General features: G+C 58.0%; 19 protein-coding genes. 14 read left to right on the plus strand and 5 right to left on the minus strand.

Features of this window, described 5'->3' with window-relative positions; all coding sequences use genetic code 11:
* Positions 1-65: 65 nt before the first annotated feature.
* A complete protein-coding gene (locus ACMXYH_RS16240) occupies positions 66-1103 on the minus strand; it encodes an alpha/beta hydrolase family protein (protein ID WP_415764121.1) in 1038 nt (345 codons plus the stop codon).
* Positions 1104-1271: 168 nt separating this feature from the next.
* Entirely contained in the window at positions 1272-1883 is a 612-nt protein-coding gene (locus ACMXYH_RS16245; RefSeq protein WP_056740026.1) for an FMN-dependent NADH-azoreductase, read from the minus strand.
* Positions 1884-2012: 129 nt separating this feature from the next.
* On the opposite strand from ACMXYH_RS16245, the gene ACMXYH_RS16250 reads away from it, so the two are divergent.
* Both ACMXYH_RS16250 and ACMXYH_RS16255 read left to right on the plus strand, forming a co-directional pair.
* Positions 2013-2921: a LysR substrate-binding domain-containing protein gene (locus tag ACMXYH_RS16250; protein ID WP_415764122.1), complete on the plus strand. Its 909-nt coding sequence runs from the start codon at positions 2013-2015 to the stop codon at positions 2919-2921.
* On the plus strand, positions 2918-3277 hold the full coding sequence (locus tag ACMXYH_RS16255) for an MmcQ/YjbR family DNA-binding protein (protein WP_008149946.1): 360 nt from the start codon (positions 2918-2920) through the stop codon (positions 3275-3277). The genes ACMXYH_RS16250 and ACMXYH_RS16255 overlap by 4 nt, the downstream gene beginning before the upstream one ends.
* Here ACMXYH_RS16255 and ACMXYH_RS16260 read toward each other — a convergent pair.
* Positions 3274-3702: a DUF1294 domain-containing protein gene (locus ACMXYH_RS16260; RefSeq protein ID WP_415764123.1), complete on the minus strand. Its 429-nt coding sequence runs from the start codon at positions 3700-3702 to the stop codon at positions 3274-3276. The two genes, ACMXYH_RS16255 and ACMXYH_RS16260, sit on opposite strands and share 4 nt — an antisense overlap.
* Complete coding sequence (locus ACMXYH_RS16265; RefSeq protein WP_129444345.1) at positions 3699-4529, minus strand: undecaprenyl-diphosphate phosphatase; 831 nt, start codon at positions 4527-4529, stop codon at positions 3699-3701. The genes ACMXYH_RS16260 and ACMXYH_RS16265 overlap by 4 nt, the downstream gene beginning before the upstream one ends.
* 294 nt (positions 4530-4823) lie before the next feature.
* Here ACMXYH_RS16265 and ACMXYH_RS16270 point away from each other — a divergent pair, with 294 nt between their 5' ends.
* The 9 genes from ACMXYH_RS16270 to ACMXYH_RS16310 all read left to right on the plus strand — a co-directional run bounded on the left by ACMXYH_RS16270 (position 4824) and on the right by ACMXYH_RS16310 (position 13389).
* Complete coding sequence (locus ACMXYH_RS16270) at positions 4824-6458, plus strand: methyl-accepting chemotaxis protein (protein WP_415764124.1); 1635 nt, start codon at positions 4824-4826, stop codon at positions 6456-6458.
* Between the two features lie 145 nt (positions 6459-6603).
* Positions 6604-7167 (plus strand): nicotinamide riboside transporter PnuC, encoded by a 564-nt coding sequence (gene pnuC / locus ACMXYH_RS16275; protein WP_415764125.1) that lies wholly within the window; start codon positions 6604-6606, stop codon positions 7165-7167.
* The gene (locus ACMXYH_RS16280; protein ID WP_415764126.1) at positions 7164-7688 is read left to right on the plus strand and encodes an AAA family ATPase; all 525 of its coding nucleotides are present in this window, start codon (positions 7164-7166) and stop codon (positions 7686-7688) included. The genes pnuC and ACMXYH_RS16280 overlap by 4 nt, the downstream gene beginning before the upstream one ends.
* A gap of 332 nt (positions 7689-8020) precedes the next feature.
* Positions 8021-8458: a hypothetical protein gene (locus tag ACMXYH_RS16285; RefSeq protein ID WP_134420018.1), complete on the plus strand. Its 438-nt coding sequence runs from the start codon at positions 8021-8023 to the stop codon at positions 8456-8458.
* A gap of 1 nt (position 8459) precedes the next feature.
* A complete protein-coding gene (locus ACMXYH_RS16290; RefSeq protein WP_129444357.1) occupies positions 8460-9032 on the plus strand; it encodes an adhesin in 573 nt (190 codons plus the stop codon).
* A 51-nt stretch (positions 9033-9083) separates the two neighbouring features.
* A complete protein-coding gene (locus ACMXYH_RS16295) occupies positions 9084-10544 on the plus strand; it encodes a heme utilization protein (RefSeq protein WP_415764127.1) in 1461 nt (486 codons plus the stop codon).
* A gap of 62 nt (positions 10545-10606) precedes the next feature.
* Positions 10607-11287 (plus strand): C39 family peptidase, encoded by a 681-nt coding sequence (locus tag ACMXYH_RS16300; protein ID WP_134420022.1) that lies wholly within the window; start codon positions 10607-10609, stop codon positions 11285-11287.
* Between the two features lie 34 nt (positions 11288-11321).
* Positions 11322-12062 (plus strand): hypothetical protein, encoded by a 741-nt coding sequence (locus tag ACMXYH_RS16305; protein ID WP_129444363.1) that lies wholly within the window; start codon positions 11322-11324, stop codon positions 12060-12062.
* Between the two features lie 46 nt (positions 12063-12108).
* Positions 12109-13389, plus strand: coding sequence for a hypothetical protein (locus tag ACMXYH_RS16310; protein ID WP_415764129.1), 1281 nt, complete (start codon positions 12109-12111; stop codon positions 13387-13389).
* Between the two features lie 156 nt (positions 13390-13545).
* Here the strand turns inward: ACMXYH_RS16310 and ACMXYH_RS16315 are convergent, their stop codons facing one another.
* Complete coding sequence (locus ACMXYH_RS16315) at positions 13546-14871, minus strand: sigma-54 dependent transcriptional regulator (protein ID WP_415764131.1); 1326 nt, start codon at positions 14869-14871, stop codon at positions 13546-13548.
* Between the two features lie 342 nt (positions 14872-15213).
* Between ACMXYH_RS16315 and ACMXYH_RS16320 the strand changes: the two genes are divergently transcribed.
* The 3 genes from ACMXYH_RS16320 (at position 15214) to nhaB (ending at position 18592) form a co-directional block, all read left to right on the plus strand.
* Positions 15214-15483, plus strand: coding sequence for a hypothetical protein (locus tag ACMXYH_RS16320; protein ID WP_008149930.1), 270 nt, complete (start codon positions 15214-15216; stop codon positions 15481-15483).
* A gap of 238 nt (positions 15484-15721) precedes the next feature.
* Positions 15722-17011 (plus strand): hypothetical protein, encoded by a 1290-nt coding sequence (locus tag ACMXYH_RS16325; protein WP_415764132.1) that lies wholly within the window; start codon positions 15722-15724, stop codon positions 17009-17011.
* Positions 17012-17089: 78 nt separating this feature from the next.
* Positions 17090-18592, plus strand: a complete 1503-nt coding sequence (gene nhaB, locus ACMXYH_RS16330; RefSeq protein WP_415764133.1) for a sodium/proton antiporter NhaB — start codon at positions 17090-17092, stop codon at positions 18590-18592.
* Positions 18593-18624: the final 32 nt, after the last annotated feature.

The raw sequence follows: 18624 nt of genomic DNA on the forward strand, positions 1-18624 counted from the left end.
GCGGTGGGTCAGTTGACATTAATGCTGACTGCTACACCGCTTTCGCGAGCAAGCCCGCTCCCACATTATTGATCCGCCGTCTGCATCCCGGCCCGGGTCGGTTTGCCAAGCGCATGAGAGAAGAAACGCCCGGCTTCGGACACCATGGTGCGATGGATGTCTTTGCGATCGACGCCATCGGCATCGGTGCACAGCGCCGGCATGGCGAGGATCTGCTCATCGTTGCAAGGCGCCAGGAACACAAAGTGCCCTGCCCCGGCCAGCAACTTGAAGTCCGGTGCAATCGGCAGTTTGCGCGCCAGGGCGGCGGCATTCTTGTCGAACGCCACCAGTTTGTCGCCGTCGCCGCTGTACAGAAGCACCGGCACATGCACGTCGGCCAGGGTATGGCGACCAAACTTCAGGCTCAGCGGCGCCATGAGCAGCAAGGCACGAACCCGCGGGTCAGCCACCGGTTGCAAGTCATCGCGGTCAGCAATCAATTCGCCTTGGGTGTTGCAGGCATCGCGGTCGTCCGGGCGTTCCTGACAATAGCGGCGCAGACGGTCCAGGTCGGGCGTCGCGCCGGACAGAATCAGCGCCGTCTCCCCGCCCGCCGAATAACCGATCACACCCACCTGATCGGCATTGACGAAGGGCGCGAGCATACGATCGCCCAGCGTCGCGGTAATGGCTTCGGAAATCTGGATGGGCCGACCGTAAAGGTTACTCAACGTACCGAGGCGGCTGTGGTCTTTGGAGTTGTCACCGGGATGGATCACCGCCACCACCACAAACCCTTTGCGTGCCAGCGACGTGGCGAGGTCGTTTAGGGCCAGCGGGGTTCCGGTGTTGCCGTGGGACAGCATTAGCATCGGGAAATGACCGATGGCGACTCGGGTGTCTTCGCCCGCTTCGACCGTGTAGCCCTCGATGATGCTGGAGTGCTCCTTGTCGCTGGAGGGATAGAAGGCGATGGCGCGCATCGGCTGCAAGTCCAGAGGGTCGAGAAAGCTCATCTCATGGAAGCCGACGCTCCAGTGAGGATGCGGCGCAGGCGCGGCGTGCACTGAGTTCAGGCTGCTGAGCAGGCAAATCAGTAACGTTGCACAAAGACGCACCATGGGATGCCCACCTTGTTACTTGACCGGAGACGGTAACCCTCGACTGCATAACTCGGGCCAGGAGATGAAATAGCCAGAAACAAAAAACTCCGTATCTGGCACTTGCGTGATCAGAATACAGAGTTTTTTGGGTATTGCCCGAGCTGTTTGATTTTCTTTACACAGGCCTTACGCTGCGGCGAACAACTGCTCGCTGATTTGTGTGTGAGCGTCGCTCATGGCTTTGGTACGAACTTCGTCACCGTAGGCAAGGCCATGGGCACGGACGAACTCGAGGTCAGTGATACCGATGAAACCGAACAGCACCTTCAAGTACTCTTCGTGAGCAACACCAGTCGCCTGACCCGCATGCAGACCGCCGGAAGTCGAGACGATCACGACTTTCTTGCCACCGCACAGGCCTTCAGGGCCGGCTTCGGTGTAACGGAAGGTCTGACCGGCAACGGCGATGCGGTCGATCCAGGCCTTGAGTTGGGTCGGGATGGTGAAGTTGTACATCGGAGCTGCAATCACCACGGCATCGGCGGCGAGGAATTCGGCCAGGGTAGTGGCGCTCAGTTCGGCTTCGTGCTGCTGCGCGGCGTTACGCAGTTCAGCGGTGGTACCGGCGGCAACCAGGGTTGTGGCGGAGAAATGGCTGATGGCATCGGCGGCCAGGTCGCGATAGGTCACCACGGCAGTCGGCTCGGCGGTTTGCCAGGCTTTAACGACTTCGCTGCTCAGCTGACGGGAAGCCGAGTTGTCACCAAGAATGCTCGAATCGATATGCAGCAGTTTCATGTGGGATCTCCAGGTGAGGATCGCTACGAGGCGATCTGATGGGGAGAATCCTACAGGCGAAACCAATAGCTGATTAGACTGCAACAATGCGATAGTTCGTCCTACTGATAGAACAATCGAGCTCATACCATGCAAGACCTCAATGATCTCTACTACTTCGCCAAGGTGGTTGAAGCCGGTGGCTTCGCGGCGGCCGGGCGTTTGCTCGGAATTCCCAAGTCGCGTTTGTCCCGGCGCATCGCCGAGCTGGAAGAGCGTCTTGGCGCGCGCCTGCTGCAACGCACGACCCGACAACTGAAGCTGACCGCCGTGGGTGAACGTTACTTGCGGCACTGTCAGGCAATGCTGCTGGAAGCCGAAATGGCCGACGAAGCCGTCGCCAGCATGTCCAGTGAACCTCGCGGGCGATTGCGGGTGTCCTGCCCCGTCGGGTTGGCCCACGAAATTCTGCCGACAGTGATCAGCGATTTCCTTGAGAAGTTTCCTCAGGTTCAACTGGAGGTCATGTTGCTCAACCGCCGCGTCGACCTGGTGACCGAGGGCGTCGATGTGGCGCTGCGGGTGCGTGAGTTGGGCGATGAGGATCCACTGCTGGTCACCCGACGTTTGCGCCAGGCGCAGATGGCAATGGTCGCCAGCCCCGGGTTTTTGCAGGGACGTGAAATCAACCACCCCGAAGACCTGAAAAACCTGCCAGTGCTCGGCGCCCTGGAAGCCGACCGCCTGGTGCATATCCGCATGCTCGACCAACAGGGCAAAAGCTGCGATCTCACCCTCGAAGCGCGATTGGGCATCGATGACTTTATCGTGCGCAAGGCCTGCACCCTCGCCGGCCAGGGTTTTACCATGCTGCCGATGATGTATTGCGAGCAGGAACTGGAAAACGGCGCCCTGGTGCAGTTGCTGCCCGATTGGTCGCTGCCTGGCGGCTGGCTGCAAGCGGTCTACCCTCATCGACGCGGGGTGATGCCGGCCGTACGTGCCTGGCTCGACCATTTGATCGAGTCATTCAATGACTGTGGGGACCGACTGATATGAAGGCTGGACGTATGAGCGAAGAGGATGTCGCACAATTCTGTCTCGCGCTGCCGGGTGCGCGGGAAGACTACAAGTGGGGCGGCGTGCGGGTGTTTTCGATTGCGGGGAACAAGATGTTCGCCTTGCAGAATCTGCGGGGCGAATCCCTGGCCTTCAAGGTCGACAAGGATTTGTTTCTCGGTCATTGCGACCGCCCGGGAATCCGCCCGGCGCCTTATCTGGCGCGGGCTCAGTGGATCATCATGGAAACGCCCTACCCGTTGGGCCCTGAAGAGCTGCAAGGCTTGTTGCAGCGCTCCCATCAATTGGTGGTGAGCAAGTTGCCCAAGCGCACCCAGGTTGGACTGCTGCTTTAGGGCAGCGCGAAAAGATGGGCGCCGAGAAACAACTGGTCGATCCAGAACACCTGATGCATCAGCACGATGATCCAGAACACCAGCTGAAACGAGAGCTTGCGCGTCTTGTGCCGAAACAACTGCTGCGCCAGTAAGGCGCCCGGCCAGCCCCCGGCGAGTTCCACCGCATGCAACACGTTCTCCGGTGTGCGCCAGTGGTCGGCGCGCGCCTTGCGTTTGTCGCTCCAGTACAGCAAGAACGCCAGCAGGCTGACGACCCCGTACGCCGCCAGGGGAATCACCGAAACCCCGCGCAGCCACAACGACATCGAGCCGTACAGCGGCAGCGCGCACAGGACCGCAAACACCAACAGTTTCAGCTGAAGATTGCGAATCTCTCCTGCGGGCTTGCGTCCGGGGTTGTTGCGCGCGCTGGCGTCACTCATGGCTTGACCGCGGCCCAGTCAACCCAGCCAAACTGCCAGGTGGCCAGGATGACCAGGCCGAACGCGATGCGATACCAGGCAAACGCTGCGTAGCTGTGGCTGGCGATGAACTTGAGCAAGCCCTTGACGGCAATCATTGCAAAGATGAACGCGGTAACGAAGCCGATTGCGAACACCGGAAAATCCGACGGGACGAACAGGTGGCGGTATTTGTAGCCCGAGTAAACGGCCGCAGCGACCATGGTCGGCATCGCCAGAAAGAACGAGAACTCGGTAGCGGTCTTGCGCGACAGCCCGAACAACAAGCCACCAATGATCGTCGAGCCGGAACGCGAAGTCCCGGGAATCATCGCCAGGCACTGGGCGAAGCCGACTTTCAGGGCGTCTTTCCATGTGATTTCATCAACGGTTTCGGCATGCACTTCATGCTGACGCTTTTCGGCCCACAACATGACGATCCCGCCCACAACCAACGCCGTCGCGACGGTGATCGGGTTAAACAGGTACTCGTGGATCAAATCGGAAAAAATCACCCCCAGTACCACGGCCGGCATGAAGGCAATCAGCAAGTTTGCGGTAAAGCGGCGAGCGCCGGGCTGCGTTGGCAAACCGGTCACCACATCGATGATCTTGCGGCGGAACTCCCACACCACTGCCAGAATTGCCCCCAGCTGAATAATAATGTTGAAAGCGATGGCCCGCTCGCCACCGAAGTTGAGCAAGTCCGCGACAATGATTTGGTGACCGGTGCTGGAAATCGGCAAAAACTCCGTCAGCCCTTCTACAACCCCAAGAATCAATGCCGAAAAGGCAGTCCAAAGATCCATCAATCCCCCAAGAAGCGATGCGCCACGGCATGCCCCGTTAATATTTTTTCAGAACGTTTACTGCGATCAGCCTAGCTGAAGTCCCGTGCGCACAGGATCCAGACGGAACCATAAAAATTCCGTGAAAAATCAACTTGGATTCAGGTTTTTCCGTGCGGGGCCGAAATCCTATCAGACAAGTCCGATTAACGCTGCCGCGTTATTGGACTTGGGTCGGATATGACCGATCGGAAAAGTGTGGTTGGATGCTGGCGATCATTTATTACAAGAAAAAGAAACCGGAGTGACAGCGTTATGAACAGCTTGCGCAGTATGTCGATCAGCCGGCGTTTGTGGCTCATCTTGATCGTGGCCGTCCTGATGCTAATGACGTTGGGCGTCTTGATGCTCAAGCAGATTCACGATGACCTGTACCACGCCAAGGCCCAGAAAACCCAGCATGTGGTGCAAACCGCCAGTGGCATTCTGACCTATTACCACGACCTCGAAACTGCCGGCACGCTCACCCGCGACGCCGCGCAAAAGCAGGCACTGAGCGCCGTTCGCGGTTTGCGCTATGACCAGAACGACTACTTCTGGATCAATGACCTGACGCCGGTGATGATCATGCACCCGGCCAACCCGAAGCTTGATGGCCAGAACCTCTCGGCGATCCGCGACCCCGACGGTTTTGCCCTGTTTAACGAAATGGTCGCCGTCGCCAAGACCAAGGGTGCCGGCACCGTCGACTATCGCTGGCCGAAACCGGGCGCCAGTGCACCGGTAGAAAAAACCTCCTACGTCAAACTGTTCGAGCCTTGGGGCTGGGTGATCGGTTCGGGCGTGTATATCGATGACATGCAGGCCGAGTTCTATGGCCAGGTCTGGAAGGCTTCGTTCGTGGGGCTGGTGATTGCCCTGATCATGGCGCTGCTGGTCATCCTGATTGCCCGCAGCATCGTGCGTCCACTGCAGGAAACCGTGAATGCCATGGCCAACATCGCCAGCGGCGAGAGCGATCTGACCCGCAGTCTCGACACCCACGGCCAGGATGAAGTCACGCAACTGGCACGCCACTTCAACGCCTTCACCGCCAAGCTGCGATTGGTGATCAGAGAACTGCAAGTGTCCGCCAGTGCCCTGGGCCAGTCTTCCAGCGAACTGGGCAACGACGCCGCCCAGGCCCAGCAACGCAGTCAGCAACAGTCCCAGCAAATGGAACTGGTGGCCACGGCCATCAATGAAGTGACGTATGGCGTACACGATGTCGCGAAAAACGCCGAGCACGCCGCCAGCGAAATGCGCGATGCCGAGTCTCAGGCGCAGCAAGGTCAGGTCAACATCGATGGCAGCCTGCAACAAATCGACAAGCTGTCGTCCACCATCGATCAGGCGGTGGAAGTGATTCGTACCCTGGCCGCCGAAAGCACGCAGATCGGCAGCGTTCTCGAAGTGATCCGCTCCATCGCCGAGCAAACCAACCTGCTGGCCCTCAACGCGGCCATCGAAGCCGCCCGGGCCGGCGAGCAAGGTCGCGGTTTTGCGGTGGTGGCCGATGAAGTGCGACTGCTGGCCCAGCGTACCCAGAAGTCCACGGCCGAGATCCAGTCGATGATCGAACGCCTGCAAAGCCACTCCGAAGCGGCGGTCAAAGTGATCGGCGACAGCAGCCGTGCTTCGCAGTTGACCATCGAGCAGGCCGGCCTGGCCGGTGCAAGCCTGAATGCCATTGCCCAGGCGCTGCGCAACCTCAACGGGTTGAACGCCTCCATCGCCAGCGCGACCTTGCAACAGGCGCATGTGGTCGAGGACATCAACCAGAACGTCACCCAGGCGGCCGGTTTGTCCCACAGCACGGCGCTGGCGGCCGAACAGTCGAGCGTGGCCAGCGTTCACCTGAAGGAATTGAGTGAGCAATTGAACGGGCTGCTCAAGCAGTTCCGGGTGTAACCCGAAAAGATCGCAGCCTGCGGCAGCTCCTTGCGGGATTGGCGTACACCCGTAGGAGCTGCCGCAGGCTGCGATCTTTTGATCTTCAAACTTCGCTCCTTCCCGTTACAATCCGCACCCTCTTCGATTTCCCCAAGGAACCTCCATGTCCGGCCTTGAACTGTTTGCCGCTGCCCTCGGTGTCATTGCCGTCTGGTTGACGGTCAAACAGAACCCCTGGTGCTGGCCGATCGGTCTGGTCATGGTGCTGCTTTATAGCTGGATCTTTTTTGAGGTGAAGCTCTACTCGGACATGCTCCTGCAGGTGATCTACGCCGCATTGCAGCTCTATGGCTGGTGGCAGTGGACGCATGTGGGGGACGCGCGCCATGGTCGGCAGGTCAGCCTACTCGACGCTAAATCGGTCGCTATCAGTCTGGTCATTGGAGCGGTCGGCAGTCTGTTGCTGGGCGCTGCAATGGCGAACTGGACCGATGCCGCACAACCCTGGCTCGATGCGGCACTGACTGGCTTCAGCCTGGTGGCGCAGTTATGGATGGCGCAAAAACGCGCTCAATGCTGGCCGCTGTGGTTCACCCTGGATGTGATCTTCGTCGGGCTGTTTATCTACAAAGACCTGTACCTGACCGCCGGGCTCTACGCGCTGTTCGCCCTGATTGCCGTGCAAGGCTGGAGGGAATGGCGGGCCGATCCGGCGTTGCGTACATGAAAGTTCTGGTACTCGCAGGCCCCGAGTCCAGCGGCAAGAGTTGGCTCGCAGCCGAGTTACAACAGCATTTCGGCGGGGTCCTGGTAGACGAATATGTACGCTGGTTCATCGAACAAAACCCACGAGACACCTGCCTGGCCGACATTCCGAAAATCGCCCGAGGACAGCTGAAATGGGAGGACGAGGCACGCGCCCGACAGCCGCATTTGCTGATTCTCGACACTCACTTGCTGAGCAACATCCTCTGGAGCCAGACCTTGTTTGGCGCTTGCCCGACGTGGATCGAGCAAGCATTGCTGGCACGGCACTACGACCTGCATTTGCTGCTGAGCCCCGAAACAGTGGCCTGGCATGACGACGGGCAGCGTTGCCAACCGCAGCTGGCAGCACGCCAGGCGTTTTTCCAGGCCAGCCGCCAATGGCTTGACCTGCACCGCCAGCCTTACCAGGTGCTGCAAGGTGATTGGAAACAGCGCAAGGACGCGGCATTCGAGGCTGTGACGCGCTTGCTCAAGGCCTGACAGGGGTACCCAGCCCTGCCGCAAATGTCCATTCCTGAAACACCCCCCCCTGCGCAAACCTGCGAGCTGAAGCGGCCCGAGCACTCCAGCAAGAAAATGTTAAGCCACTGATACAACCTGCCTTCAGCGCCCTTGGCGAGCAATGCCGCCAGCATGGACGGCGTTTTTGCGTGGCTCTTGTCTCAGTGGCGTTACAAAATTTTTTTGACCACCTCGACAATTAAAGCCAACCAACTGGTTTTAAAAGAAAAACAAGAACCGGCACACCTTCTGCTCTCTTCCTCGTAACGCTGATAAGGGCCAGCGTTTCACTTACAGAAGGAATTGCCGCTGTGGGGAAATTTGATAAAAGCATTTATAGCCTCTTGCTGATCGGATGTGCACTGGGCTCAAGTGTCTGCCTGCCTGTACAGGCTGACAACGGCATCATCATTATCAAACGTGATGTCCAACCACGCATGGCAACGCGTGCGCCGTTGATGCCCGACCCTAGCCCCACGACCGCCAATGCCAATCCGTCCAAACAAATCATCAGTCAAACGAACGAGTTGAGCGACGGCGACTTTGCCGGTGTCGCCAGTGGTGCAGGCATCTCCCGCCTGATCACTCAAAACACCAACAACCTGGGCGGCAATATCAGCAACCAGACCCAGCTTTCCAACCTCCCCGCCGGACGTTCGGGAAATTCGGGCAACGGTATTGCAAACATGGTCAATTCAAGCGTCCAGCAAGGCCTGGGTGCTCTGAAAGTCATAACGGGAGACCGTTAAGATGAATCGTACGCTGCTGATTATCGCCATGTTTTGCAGTGCATCGACCTTTGCCCAATCTCCCGTCATCAACAACGCCGAAATCGACGGCTCGGGCACGCAGTACCAGGGCAACCTCGCGGTCAACCAGGCTGCCGGCGATCTACAGCAACAGGCTAACGCCCGGGCCATCGCCGTGGGCCATGGGGCCAGCGCGACCACACAGATTCGCCAACGGCTGCGTACGGTGGTCGACCCCAGGATCGATGCTCGATCCAGCATTCAAGGCGACTCCTTCAGCCACGGCAACGGCGTACTGGGCGTCAACCAGAGCGCGGGCGCCAGCAACCAGCAAGCCAATGCCCTGCGGATAAGCATCAGTACACAGCCGCAAAGCATCGACGACAGCGTCCTCAGGCAACAGAACGTGACGCTGATCACTAACTCCGATCCAACTGACTCTGCACCAGGCTATCGCCAGGTCGCTACCAGCGATCAGGCCTTCACCGGTAGCCGTGGGGTGATCCAGTTGAATCAGAGCGCCGGGGTGGGAAACCGAACGGCCAATACCCTGAGCGTACGGGTCACGGATTGACCCAAACAGGTAGGTACAACACTTAACCTAAAATAAGTACGGAGAATCACCATGAAACCTTCGATGGCAATAAAACCTCTGGTTTTTGCAATCGCTGCGGTCTTGGCTGTTGCTGCTCAAGCTGGACAGAACGATCGACGTGATCACCATAACAACGGTCACCACACCCCTCCTCCAACATGGATCCATACCGACGCGACCGCCAATGCGAACGATAGGCAGACCAGTACCGGCAACCGCATCCACAACGAAGGGACTCGGAACTCAGCCGAGATGAGCAGCTCTGCCTCAGGCGCGAGCGGCAACGTCGGCGTCAACGTGGCAGCAGGCGCCGGCAACCAACAAGACAACGCGGCCGCCATCGCAAACGCTGGCTCCACCTCCAGTCTCGATAACAGCTTCGTGTTCGGCACTTCCGAAGCCACCGCTCGAGTCTCGCAATTCAGCAACAATAACAAGGTCAACAACTACGGCGTCACAAACTCTGCCGTGATGAGCGGTTCGGGCAATGGCAGTAGCGGCAACATGGGTATCAACATTGCTGGCGGCGACCTCAACCAGCAGAAAAACACCATGGCAATTGCCAACTCCAATGCCCCGCTGGGTAACGCAACAGCCAGCGCCTCTGCCAATCAAAGCGGTCCTGGCCTGACAGTGAATAACACCGCTGATCGGACCTACCGCGTGGATACGATTACCGTTACCAACACGGCCAGCGGTAGTTTCTCTAAAGATAAGTCATTCGAGGTTAGCGGCAGTGAAAGCGCTTCTTCGAGCTGGGCCGCGGCCGGTGCCGAGAGCTCTAATTCCAGCGGTTCCCTTAGCGTTGATATAAGCGGTTCGAAGAGCAGCAATGCGAGCGGTTCCAACAGCAGTTCTGCGAGCGGTTCTAACAGCAGTTCTGCGAGCGGTTCCAACAGCAGTAGTGCAAGCGGTTCTTCGAGTGCATCCTTGGATGCTTCCTTGAGCGCTACTTTGGACGCTGCTACTGCGGCTTCCCATTCCACTACCGTCAATAATGGCAATGGCGATCGCACCCGCAGCAGCAGTTCCGACGCATCGCTTACCGCATCGCTTGACGCAACGCTTAACGTAGCGGTAAACAAATCGTTCGACACATCGCGCGATTCCTCCTTCGACAGATCTCGCGACTCCTCGTACGACAGATCTCGCGATTCCTCGTACGACAGATCGAGCGATTCCTCGTTCGCAAAATCGTTCGATAAGTCGTTCGAGAAATCGAACGCCTCCTCGTTCGAAAAATCGGGCAGTAAATCGTCCGAATCCGAGTTCGCAAAAGCGGGAAGCTTCAGTGAGAGCAGTTCATTTGATTTGAGCAACACCTATTCCTATCAAGTGCTGACTCCAACTGGCTGGGCCAACCCTGTGACCAACACTGCAACCCTGAGCGGTTCGGTGAATGGCGGCAGTGGCAACCTGGGCGTCAACGTGGCTGCCGGTGTGGGTAACCAACAAAGCAACTCGCTGGCCATTTCCAACCAGTCGTTCTAATTGCTGTCTCTGGAGGCCCCCTTATGGGGGCCTTTTTCAACACAACCAGAAGGCGTCCCACTATGCGCATTATCGCCTTGGCATTTTTGCTTTGCGTGGCCAGTGTGATCGAGGCTGCACAACTGCCGCTTTCCGTCCTGCCGGGCGGCGCGGTGGTGTTCAAGCCGATCCAAAGCGTGCGTGAGCGCAAGTTTGCCGACCTGGTGCAACAGAAAACCGACTTCAGTTGCGGCGCCGCTGCGCTGGCTACCGTCTTGCGCCAGGCCTATTGGCTGGACGTGAACGAAGAACAAATCATCGAAGGCATGCTGTCACACTCCGATCAGGATCTTGTCCGCGTCCAGGGCTTTTCCATGCTCGACATGAAGCGCTACGTGGAAAGTATCGGCATGCGGGCCCGTGGCTACCGGGTAGCGCCGGAAACGTTGAGCGAGATCAGAATTCCGGTCGTGGTACTCATGGATATCCGTGGCTACAAACATTTTGTGGTCATGCAAAGAGTCCATCAGGGCTGGGTATATATCGGAGATCCGGTACTCGGTCATAAACGTTACAAAGTCGAAGACTTTGTAAAAGGCTGGAACGGCATCATCTTTGCCGTCATCGGCCAGGGCTACGACAAAGCCAATGCGTTGCTCGCCCCCCCACTGCCACTGACCGCCAAAAACCGCATCAACACCTTCAGCCCGGTGCAAGACGCAGAGTTGATGGATTTCGGATTCATCCAAAGCGACTTCTTCTAATAACAAGGGAGCACGACGCTCCGGGAGCATTCCAATGAAGACTCCAATCTGGCTGGCCGTGGTTTGCCTGGCCGCCAGCCTGCCGACCCAGGCACAGACGTTCAAACCCATTGAACTGAATGATCAGGAATTGGCGACCCTGCGAGGCCGCTATGTCATGCCGGGACGGATCGTCAGTTTTGGCATTGTCATGACCAGTACTTGGCAAAATGCCAACGGTGAAGTGATCGGGGCAACTTCCTCGATGCAAATTCAACAATCGACCATCAAGCCACAGTTCTATGTATTGATGATCGACGAAAAAGGTAACGGTTCAGCGAGTTCGCAAGGCACCGGCACTGTCATTGGCGGCAGCGGCCTCAACAGCACCGAAGGCGTCACTCAGGTCGTGCGCGCTGCCGGCGACCATAACACTGCCTACAACAACGTTGATATCAACGTCACAAAAGCTAACCAAGCACCAGCAACGCAACAGCAGGGCCAGGCACTGGCCGCAGGCTCGACGTTGGTCGGCGCCAATGGCGCGGGCTCGCTGAGCATTTCCTCGACCGGTACGGGTGTGCAACTCAACATCGTGGCCAACAACAACCAGGGCAGTACCGAACAACGCCTGGCACAGGGTGGGCTGATGCAGAACACGACTTTGCTCGGCGGTGGTAACCAGGTCCGCAACTTCACGTCCCTCAATGTCGTGCTGAGTGACAACGTGGCGACAGGCGGGTCGCTGAATGGCAACCTGGACCAGCTCAAAGGTCTTCGCACTCAAGGATTCTGATCTACGCTCAGTCTCATCAGATGAAGTCAGAAGGGACGGCTAACCTATGCACCGATCGTTAACGTTCAGAGCTATCGTTTGTTTGAGTAGCCTGGCCCCGGCGGCACTGCTACACGCAGCACCGGACCCCCAGGTCGAAATACTAAAACAAGAACTAATGGAGTTGAAACAGCGTTACGAAGCACAACAGAACGCGCTGATGGTACTCGAGCAACGCGTTCGCCAAGTCGAAGAAACACCTGCGACACCGGCTCCCAAACGCCTGACCAAATCCCCTGCCGAAACGACCAAGGGTGCCCAGACGGTGGCCGCCGGTGCGCCGGGAACCACAGGCAGTTCATACGGCCAATCGCTCAAGGATGATTCGGAGCCTGCGCAAAGCGTTTCCAACCTGTATGACGAAGCCAGCGGCTTCTTCGGTGGCGGCAAGTTCAGCCTCGAAACCGGCATCACCTACACGCACTACGATACCCGTGCGCTGACGCTCAATGGCTTTCTGGCACTGGACTCGATTTTTCTCGGCAACATTGATATCGACCGTATCAAGGCGGATAACTGGACACTGGACCTGACCGGCCGCTACAACGTGGCACAACGTTGGCAGTTCGACATTAACGTCCCCGTGGTTTATCGCGAGTCAACGTATTCCTCCGGTGGCGCAGGTGGCGCAGGCCCGGTGACGTCGGACGCAACCGTTACCCGCGACCCGACCATCGGTGATGTGAACTTTGGCGTTGCTTACAAGTTTCTGGATGAGTCGGCCAGCCTGCCCGACGCGGTCGCTACACTGCGCGTCAAGGCGCCGACCGGTAAGGATCCATACGGCATCAAGCTGGTCAAGGACCCGGGCAACGATAACCTCTCGGTACCCGAAGACTTGCCTACCGGCAATGGCGTCTGGTCCATTACCCCGGGTATCTCGCTGGTCAAGACCTTCGACCCGGCCGTGCTGTTCGGCAGCCTGGCCTACACCTACAACATGCAAGACTCTTTCAGCGACATCAGCCCTCAGGTCAACTCCAAGGTACGCGGGGACGTGAAACTGGGCGATTCCTGGCAGGTCGGCGCAGGCATTGCATTCGCCTTGAACGAGAAGATGAGTATGTCGTTCTCGTTCACCGATCAGTTCGCCCGCAAGAGCAAGATCAAGCCGGACGGTGGCGATTGGCAATCGATTACCAACAGCGATTACAACTCGGCCAACTTCAATATCGGCATGACCCTGGCAGCAACCAATAACCTGACCATCGTTCCCAACCTGTCCATCGGACTGACCGACGACTCGCCAGACTTTTCCTTCAGCCTGAAATTCCCGTACTACTTCTAATCCACAACAACAAAGCCCCGCTGCGACTTCAATCCCAGCGGGGCTTTTTTTGTTGTAGATCAAAAGATCGCAGCCTCCGGCAGCTCCTACAGGGTGAACCCATTCCAATGTAGGAGCTGCCGGAGGCTGCGATCTTTTGATTTTTAGATCTTGCGTCTAACGTATCTGATGCTTGTGCAACAAACGGTAGAAGGTAGGCCTGGATATCCCCAGCACCTTGGCGGCGATGCTCAAATTATCGCTGTGGCGGTTAAGTACATCACACAAGGCCTGGCGCTCTGCCCGGTGCTTGTAGTTCTCCAGCGTGCCCATCGGCGCGGCAATGGCCTGCTGGCTGATCAGCCCCAGGTCTCGCGCTTCGATCTGCCGGCCTTCGGCCAGTACCAACCCGCGACGTACCCGATTGGCCAGCTCGCGCACATTGCCCGGCCAGTCATGCTTGCCCATGGCAATCAAGGCATCTTCACTGAAGCTGCGCGGACGGCGGCCGGTTTCATGGCTGTAGAAATGGGAAAAGTGGTTCGCCAGCATCGACAGATCGCCATTGCGCTCACGCAGGGGTGCGGTCGCGACCTGCAACACGTTCAGGCGATAGTACAGATCTTCGCGAAAGCGTTTCTTCTCGATCGCGGCCTCAAGATCGACATGGGTCGCGGCCAACACCCGCACATCCACGGGAATCGGCTGACTGCCGCCCACCCGCTCGATGTGCTTTTCCTGGAGGAAACGCAACAGGTTCGCCTGCAGCTCCAGGGGCAGATCACCGATTTCGTCGAGAAACAGCGTGCCGCCATTAGCCGCTTCGATCCGCCCGACCTTGCGTTGATGGGCGCCAGTAAAGGCCCCCTTCTCGTGGCCAAACAGTTCGGACTGGATCAAGTGTTCGGGAATTGCGCCGCAATTGATCGCAACAAAGGGTTTGCTGTGACGCTGGGATTGTCGATGGAGCGTGCGGGCGACCAGTTCTTTACCGGTACCGCTTTCACCGCGGATCAATACCGGAGACTCGGTGGGCGCCAGCTTGCTCAGCAACTTGCGCAGTTCGCGAATGGGTTTGCTGTCGCCAAGCAGTTCGTGTTCAGGCTGATCAATGTGAACCGCGCCCTGCCCACGCAGGCGTGCCATCCCGAACGCTCGGCCCAGCGTCACCTGAACCCGGGACACATCGAATGGCAAGGTATGGAAATCGAAAAACCATTCGCAGACAAAGTCCCCGACATTCTGCAATCGCAGGACTTCCTGGTTGAGTACGGCGATCCACTCGGTACCGCTACGGCTGATCAGCTCTTTGACGGCTTCCGGGCGTTCGAGGTGAAAAGGCTGCAAACGCAACAGGCCGACATCGCAGGTTTTGTCGGCAACGTTTTCCAGGGTGCAGCTGTCAACGTCCCAACCCACAGAGCGCAAAACCGGCAGCAGACGATGACAGTCGTCGCAAGGGTCCACTACTAACAGACGTCGTAAGGCAGGCGCTTCGATCATGACTGTTCCTTGGCGCCAAATTTATGAAATATTATTAAAAACAGTCGTTTGGCGGACCTGGCTGTAACGTTAGCAATAATTTGACGTGACCTTGTACCGTTTGACTATAGAGCAGTTGCGTTATTAGTTATAAGAAGCGACTTAGTTAGTTACCTAACGAGTCCTGCCTTTCATTCAGCTTTCAAACCCTGTCCAAACCTTGAGCCAATGAAAGAAAGTTGATATTTCTTTTAATTGTATGTGACCCACCCCCCGGTTGCGGGCATCAGTACAAGTAACCAGCCGAACGGTAAGCCCAACCGACGGCACATCACTTGATTGGGCATACAGAGAGAAAAACCCATGAACGCCCCGCTCCGCATCAACGAAGCTCTTTTGATTGCCGACCGCGCATTCCAACCGTTCCAATGCGTGGCCTGGGCCCCACAAGACGGCAATGGCGAACTCAGCCTGACCGTTATCGATCGCACCAACACCCGCAGCATCGGCCGCAAGCAGATCCCAAGCAGTGCCTATACCGATCCTGCGCAACTTGAATGCCTGCTTGAAGCGGCACGTGCGGAATTGAGCGAGGAGGGTTACAAACTCCAATCGTGGTCGATGCCACACTAAGCGTTTTGCGGGTTACTAAACGGTAACCCGCACCCTCCCCGATTATTCTTCGAACTTGCACGCACCCAACTACTTGGCAGGCTTGTCAGTGGGTCGAAAAGACACTGTTCTGGCACACAGCGACCCTCCGCCTGTTAGTTATGACAGTTGTGCATCCAGGCGTTCAGGGATTGAATGTTTCCTTATACAGTCGCCACCCAAACTCCCGGTTCAGGACGACTCGCAAGGAGCTGCGTGCATGTCAATCCAGACCGCATTTGCATTACCGGCAACCCTGAACAACGCCGGCAAACTTGATACAACCTTTGCCTCGTCTGGCAAAACCCAGGTGTATTTCGCTGGCAGCCTCTCAAGCATGGCCAATGGGGTCGCGATTGACTCTCGTGGCAGGTTGCTGGTGGCGGCGAAGGTCGGAACGCCAGGCGGTAGCCGCTTCGGCGTGGCACGCTTGCTTGAGGACGGCTCGGCGGATCTGGCGTTCGGCAATCAAGGCAGCGTCATCGGGCAATTTGAACACGGCTTCGAGGCCATGGCCGGCAAAGTCAACGTACTGCCCGACGGGCACATTCTGGTAGCCGGCCTGCACTACGAAAATGCTCACCGGACACTGCCCGCCCTCGCCCTGTTTGATCAGTATGGCCGGCCGGCTCAATGGTTTGGCGACAATGGCCGCTGCGTCGTGCGTCTGCCGGGCGGCCTTTCCCAAGGCGTGCGTGACACCTGGCTCCCCCCTGGCGTATCGGGCGCAGAAGGTTGTGATATCTGCGTGCAGGAGGATGGTCGAATCCTGCTGCAGGCCAATCATCACTTCGAACTGTCCGATCATGTCGGCATGCTGATACGCCTCAACACCGACGGCTCGCTGGACGATACCTTCAACGGTCGTGGCTTCGTGATTGTCAGGCACTTGTTGATGAACACCTGGCTCAGCAGCCTGATGGTGCAACGAGACGGCCGGATCCTAGTGGGCGGGTCGATCAACTTCCCTGAAGAAGGTCTGTTGGCCCGCTATCAAACCGACGGCAGGCTCGACGATTGTTTCGCCGTGGATGGTTTCATGACCTTCAAGGCACGTGGGTATAGCGCTCAGGTCAGCCGGATCGTCCAACAGGAAAATGGCGATGTGCAGTGCTTTGGCAGCAGCCGCGACCCGATGCATTGCCTGGCACTGAAAGTACACAGCAACGGCCGCCCGGACATTCATTGCAATGGAGGCCAGGCCCAACTGCTGGAAATCGGTCACAGTGGCTGCCAGTGGACCGACGCAAAGGCACTGCCGGACGGCTGCGTGGTGACGGTCGGAGCCACGATCGGCGGCGTCGAGGCGGATTTCATTCTGGCGCGACATCTACCCGACGGGCAACTCGATCGCAGCTTCGGCAATGGCGCCGGCTGGGTTCGCACCCGCCTGAGCCGCAGCCTGGATACCGCGACTTCAGTGGTCATGCAGGCCGATGGAAACATCGTCGTCGGAGGCTATTCACTGGACGGCAACTATCGATCGATCGTCGCACGCTACCTGGGGTAGGCCTGCACAGTTTTCCTACACTTGATCTTCCGTTCCGCTTACGGCAAGTTGCGCGCTTCTTAATACAAGGAGTAGCCGATGCCCGGTTCAATGGCTCAGGCGTTCGCGCACAATTTTCTCGGGCATTCACCCCGCTGGTACAAGGCAAGCATTGTCGGTTTCCTGATTCTCAACGCATTGGCGCTGTGGACCGTAGGCCCGGTGGTGGCCGGCTGGCTGCTGGTGTTGGAGTTCATCTTCACCCTGGCCATGGCGCTCAAGTGTTATCCGTTAATGCCCGGCGGCCTGTTGTTGATCGAAGCACTGTTGCTGAAGATGACCACGCCCCAGGCACTCTACGACGAGCTGGTGCACAACTTTCCGGTGATCCTGCTGCTGATGTTCATGGTGGCCGGCATCTACTTCATGAAAGACCTGCTGCTGTTTCTGTTCTCACGGCTGCTGCTCGGGATTCGCTCCAAGGCGCTGCTGGCGTTGATGTTCTGCTTCCTGTCGGCGTTTCTGTCGGCGTTTCTTGATGCCTTGACCGTGACCGCCGTGATCATCAGTGCAGCCGTCGGCTTTTACTCGGTGTATCACCGCGTCGCCTCCGGCAATGATCCGCGTCAGGACAGCGCGTTTGGCGATGACCAGCACCTGCCCACACTCCATCACGCCGACCTCGAACAATTCCGCGCCTTTCTGCGCAGCCTGCTGATGCACGGTGCCGTGGGTACCGCACTGGGCGGTGTTTGCACATTGGTCGGTGAGCCGCAGAACCTGCTGATCGGCCACGAGATGGGCTGGCACTTCTCTGAGTTCTTTCTGAAAGTCGCCCCGGTTTCATTGCCGGTCCTGGTGGCCGGCCTGGTGACCTGCGTCCTGCTGGAGAAACTTCGCTGGTTCGGTTACGGCACGCTGTTGCCGGACAACGTGCGTGCGGTTCTGGCCAATTACGCCGCCGAAGACAATGCCGAACGCACCTCGCGCCAACGTGCAGCGCTCATCGTGCAGGGATTGGCAGCGCTGATTCTGATTGCGGGGTTGGCGTTCCATGTTGCTGAGGTCGGCCTGATCGGTTTGATGGTGATCGTGCTGATCACCGCATTCACTGGCATCACCGACGAGCACCGTATCGGCAACGCGTTCAAGGACGCCATGCCGTTCACAGCGCTGCTGGTGGTGTTTTTCGCGGTGGTGGCGGTGATTCACGATCAGCAACTGTTCACGCCTTTGATCCAGTGGGTGCTGGCGCTGCCAGCGGATCAACAGCCGGGCATGCTGTTTATTGCCAACGGCTTGCTGTCGGCCATCAGCGATAACGTGTTCGTCGCGACCATTTACATCACCGAAGTCAAACAGGCCTTCATCTCCGGCCACATGAGCCGTGAGCATTTCGAGACGCTGGCGATTGCGATCAACACCGGCACCAACCTGCCGAGCGTGGCGACGCCCAATGGTCAGGCTGCGTTTCTGTTCCTGCTGACCTCGGCGATTGCACCGCTGATTCGCCTGTCGTACGGACGGATGGTGTGGATGGCGTTGCCGTACACCGTGGTGATGGGTGTGCTGGGGTGGTATGCGGTGAGTTATTGGCTGTAAACCCGGAACAAAATGTGGGAGCGAGCTTGCTC

It is taken from the genome of Pseudomonas frigoris (assembly GCF_047758635.1).
GTDB lineage: Bacteria > Pseudomonadota > Gammaproteobacteria > Pseudomonadales > Pseudomonadaceae > Aquipseudomonas > Aquipseudomonas frigoris.

Coding starts and splice junctions, on each gene's coding strand:
- ACMXYH_RS16305 (WP_129444363.1), top strand. CDS start 11,322: ATGAAGACTCCAATCTGGCTGGCCGTGGTTTGCCTGGCCGCCAGCCTG.
- ACMXYH_RS16260 (WP_415764123.1), bottom strand. CDS start 3,702: ATGAGTGACGCCAGCGCGCGCAACAACCCCGGACGCAAGCCCGCAGGA.
- ACMXYH_RS16255 (WP_008149946.1), top strand. CDS start 2,918: ATGAAGGCTGGACGTATGAGCGAAGAGGATGTCGCACAATTCTGTCTC.
- ACMXYH_RS16295 (WP_415764127.1), top strand. CDS start 9,084: ATGAAACCTTCGATGGCAATAAAACCTCTGGTTTTTGCAATCGCTGCG.
- ACMXYH_RS16245 (WP_056740026.1), bottom strand. CDS start 1,883: ATGAAACTGCTGCATATCGATTCGAGCATTCTTGGTGACAACTCGGCT.
- ACMXYH_RS16265 (WP_129444345.1), bottom strand. CDS start 4,529: ATGGATCTTTGGACTGCCTTTTCGGCATTGATTCTTGGGGTTGTAGAA.
- ACMXYH_RS16280 (WP_415764126.1), top strand. CDS start 7,164: ATGAAAGTTCTGGTACTCGCAGGCCCCGAGTCCAGCGGCAAGAGTTGG.
- ACMXYH_RS16290 (WP_129444357.1), top strand. CDS start 8,460: ATGAATCGTACGCTGCTGATTATCGCCATGTTTTGCAGTGCATCGACC.
- ACMXYH_RS16310 (WP_415764129.1), top strand. CDS start 12,109: ATGCACCGATCGTTAACGTTCAGAGCTATCGTTTGTTTGAGTAGCCTG.
- ACMXYH_RS16240 (WP_415764121.1), bottom strand. CDS start 1,103: ATGGTGCGTCTTTGTGCAACGTTACTGATTTGCCTGCTCAGCAGCCTG.
- pnuC (WP_415764125.1), top strand. CDS start 6,604: ATGTCCGGCCTTGAACTGTTTGCCGCTGCCCTCGGTGTCATTGCCGTC.
- ACMXYH_RS16270 (WP_415764124.1), top strand. CDS start 4,824: ATGAACAGCTTGCGCAGTATGTCGATCAGCCGGCGTTTGTGGCTCATC.
- ACMXYH_RS16315 (WP_415764131.1), bottom strand. CDS start 14,871: ATGATCGAAGCGCCTGCCTTACGACGTCTGTTAGTAGTGGACCCTTGC.
- ACMXYH_RS16250 (WP_415764122.1), top strand. CDS start 2,013: ATGCAAGACCTCAATGATCTCTACTACTTCGCCAAGGTGGTTGAAGCC.
- nhaB (WP_415764133.1), top strand. CDS start 17,090: ATGCCCGGTTCAATGGCTCAGGCGTTCGCGCACAATTTTCTCGGGCAT.
- ACMXYH_RS16300 (WP_134420022.1), top strand. CDS start 10,607: ATGCGCATTATCGCCTTGGCATTTTTGCTTTGCGTGGCCAGTGTGATC.
- ACMXYH_RS16320 (WP_008149930.1), top strand. CDS start 15,214: ATGAACGCCCCGCTCCGCATCAACGAAGCTCTTTTGATTGCCGACCGC.
- ACMXYH_RS16325 (WP_415764132.1), top strand. CDS start 15,722: ATGTCAATCCAGACCGCATTTGCATTACCGGCAACCCTGAACAACGCC.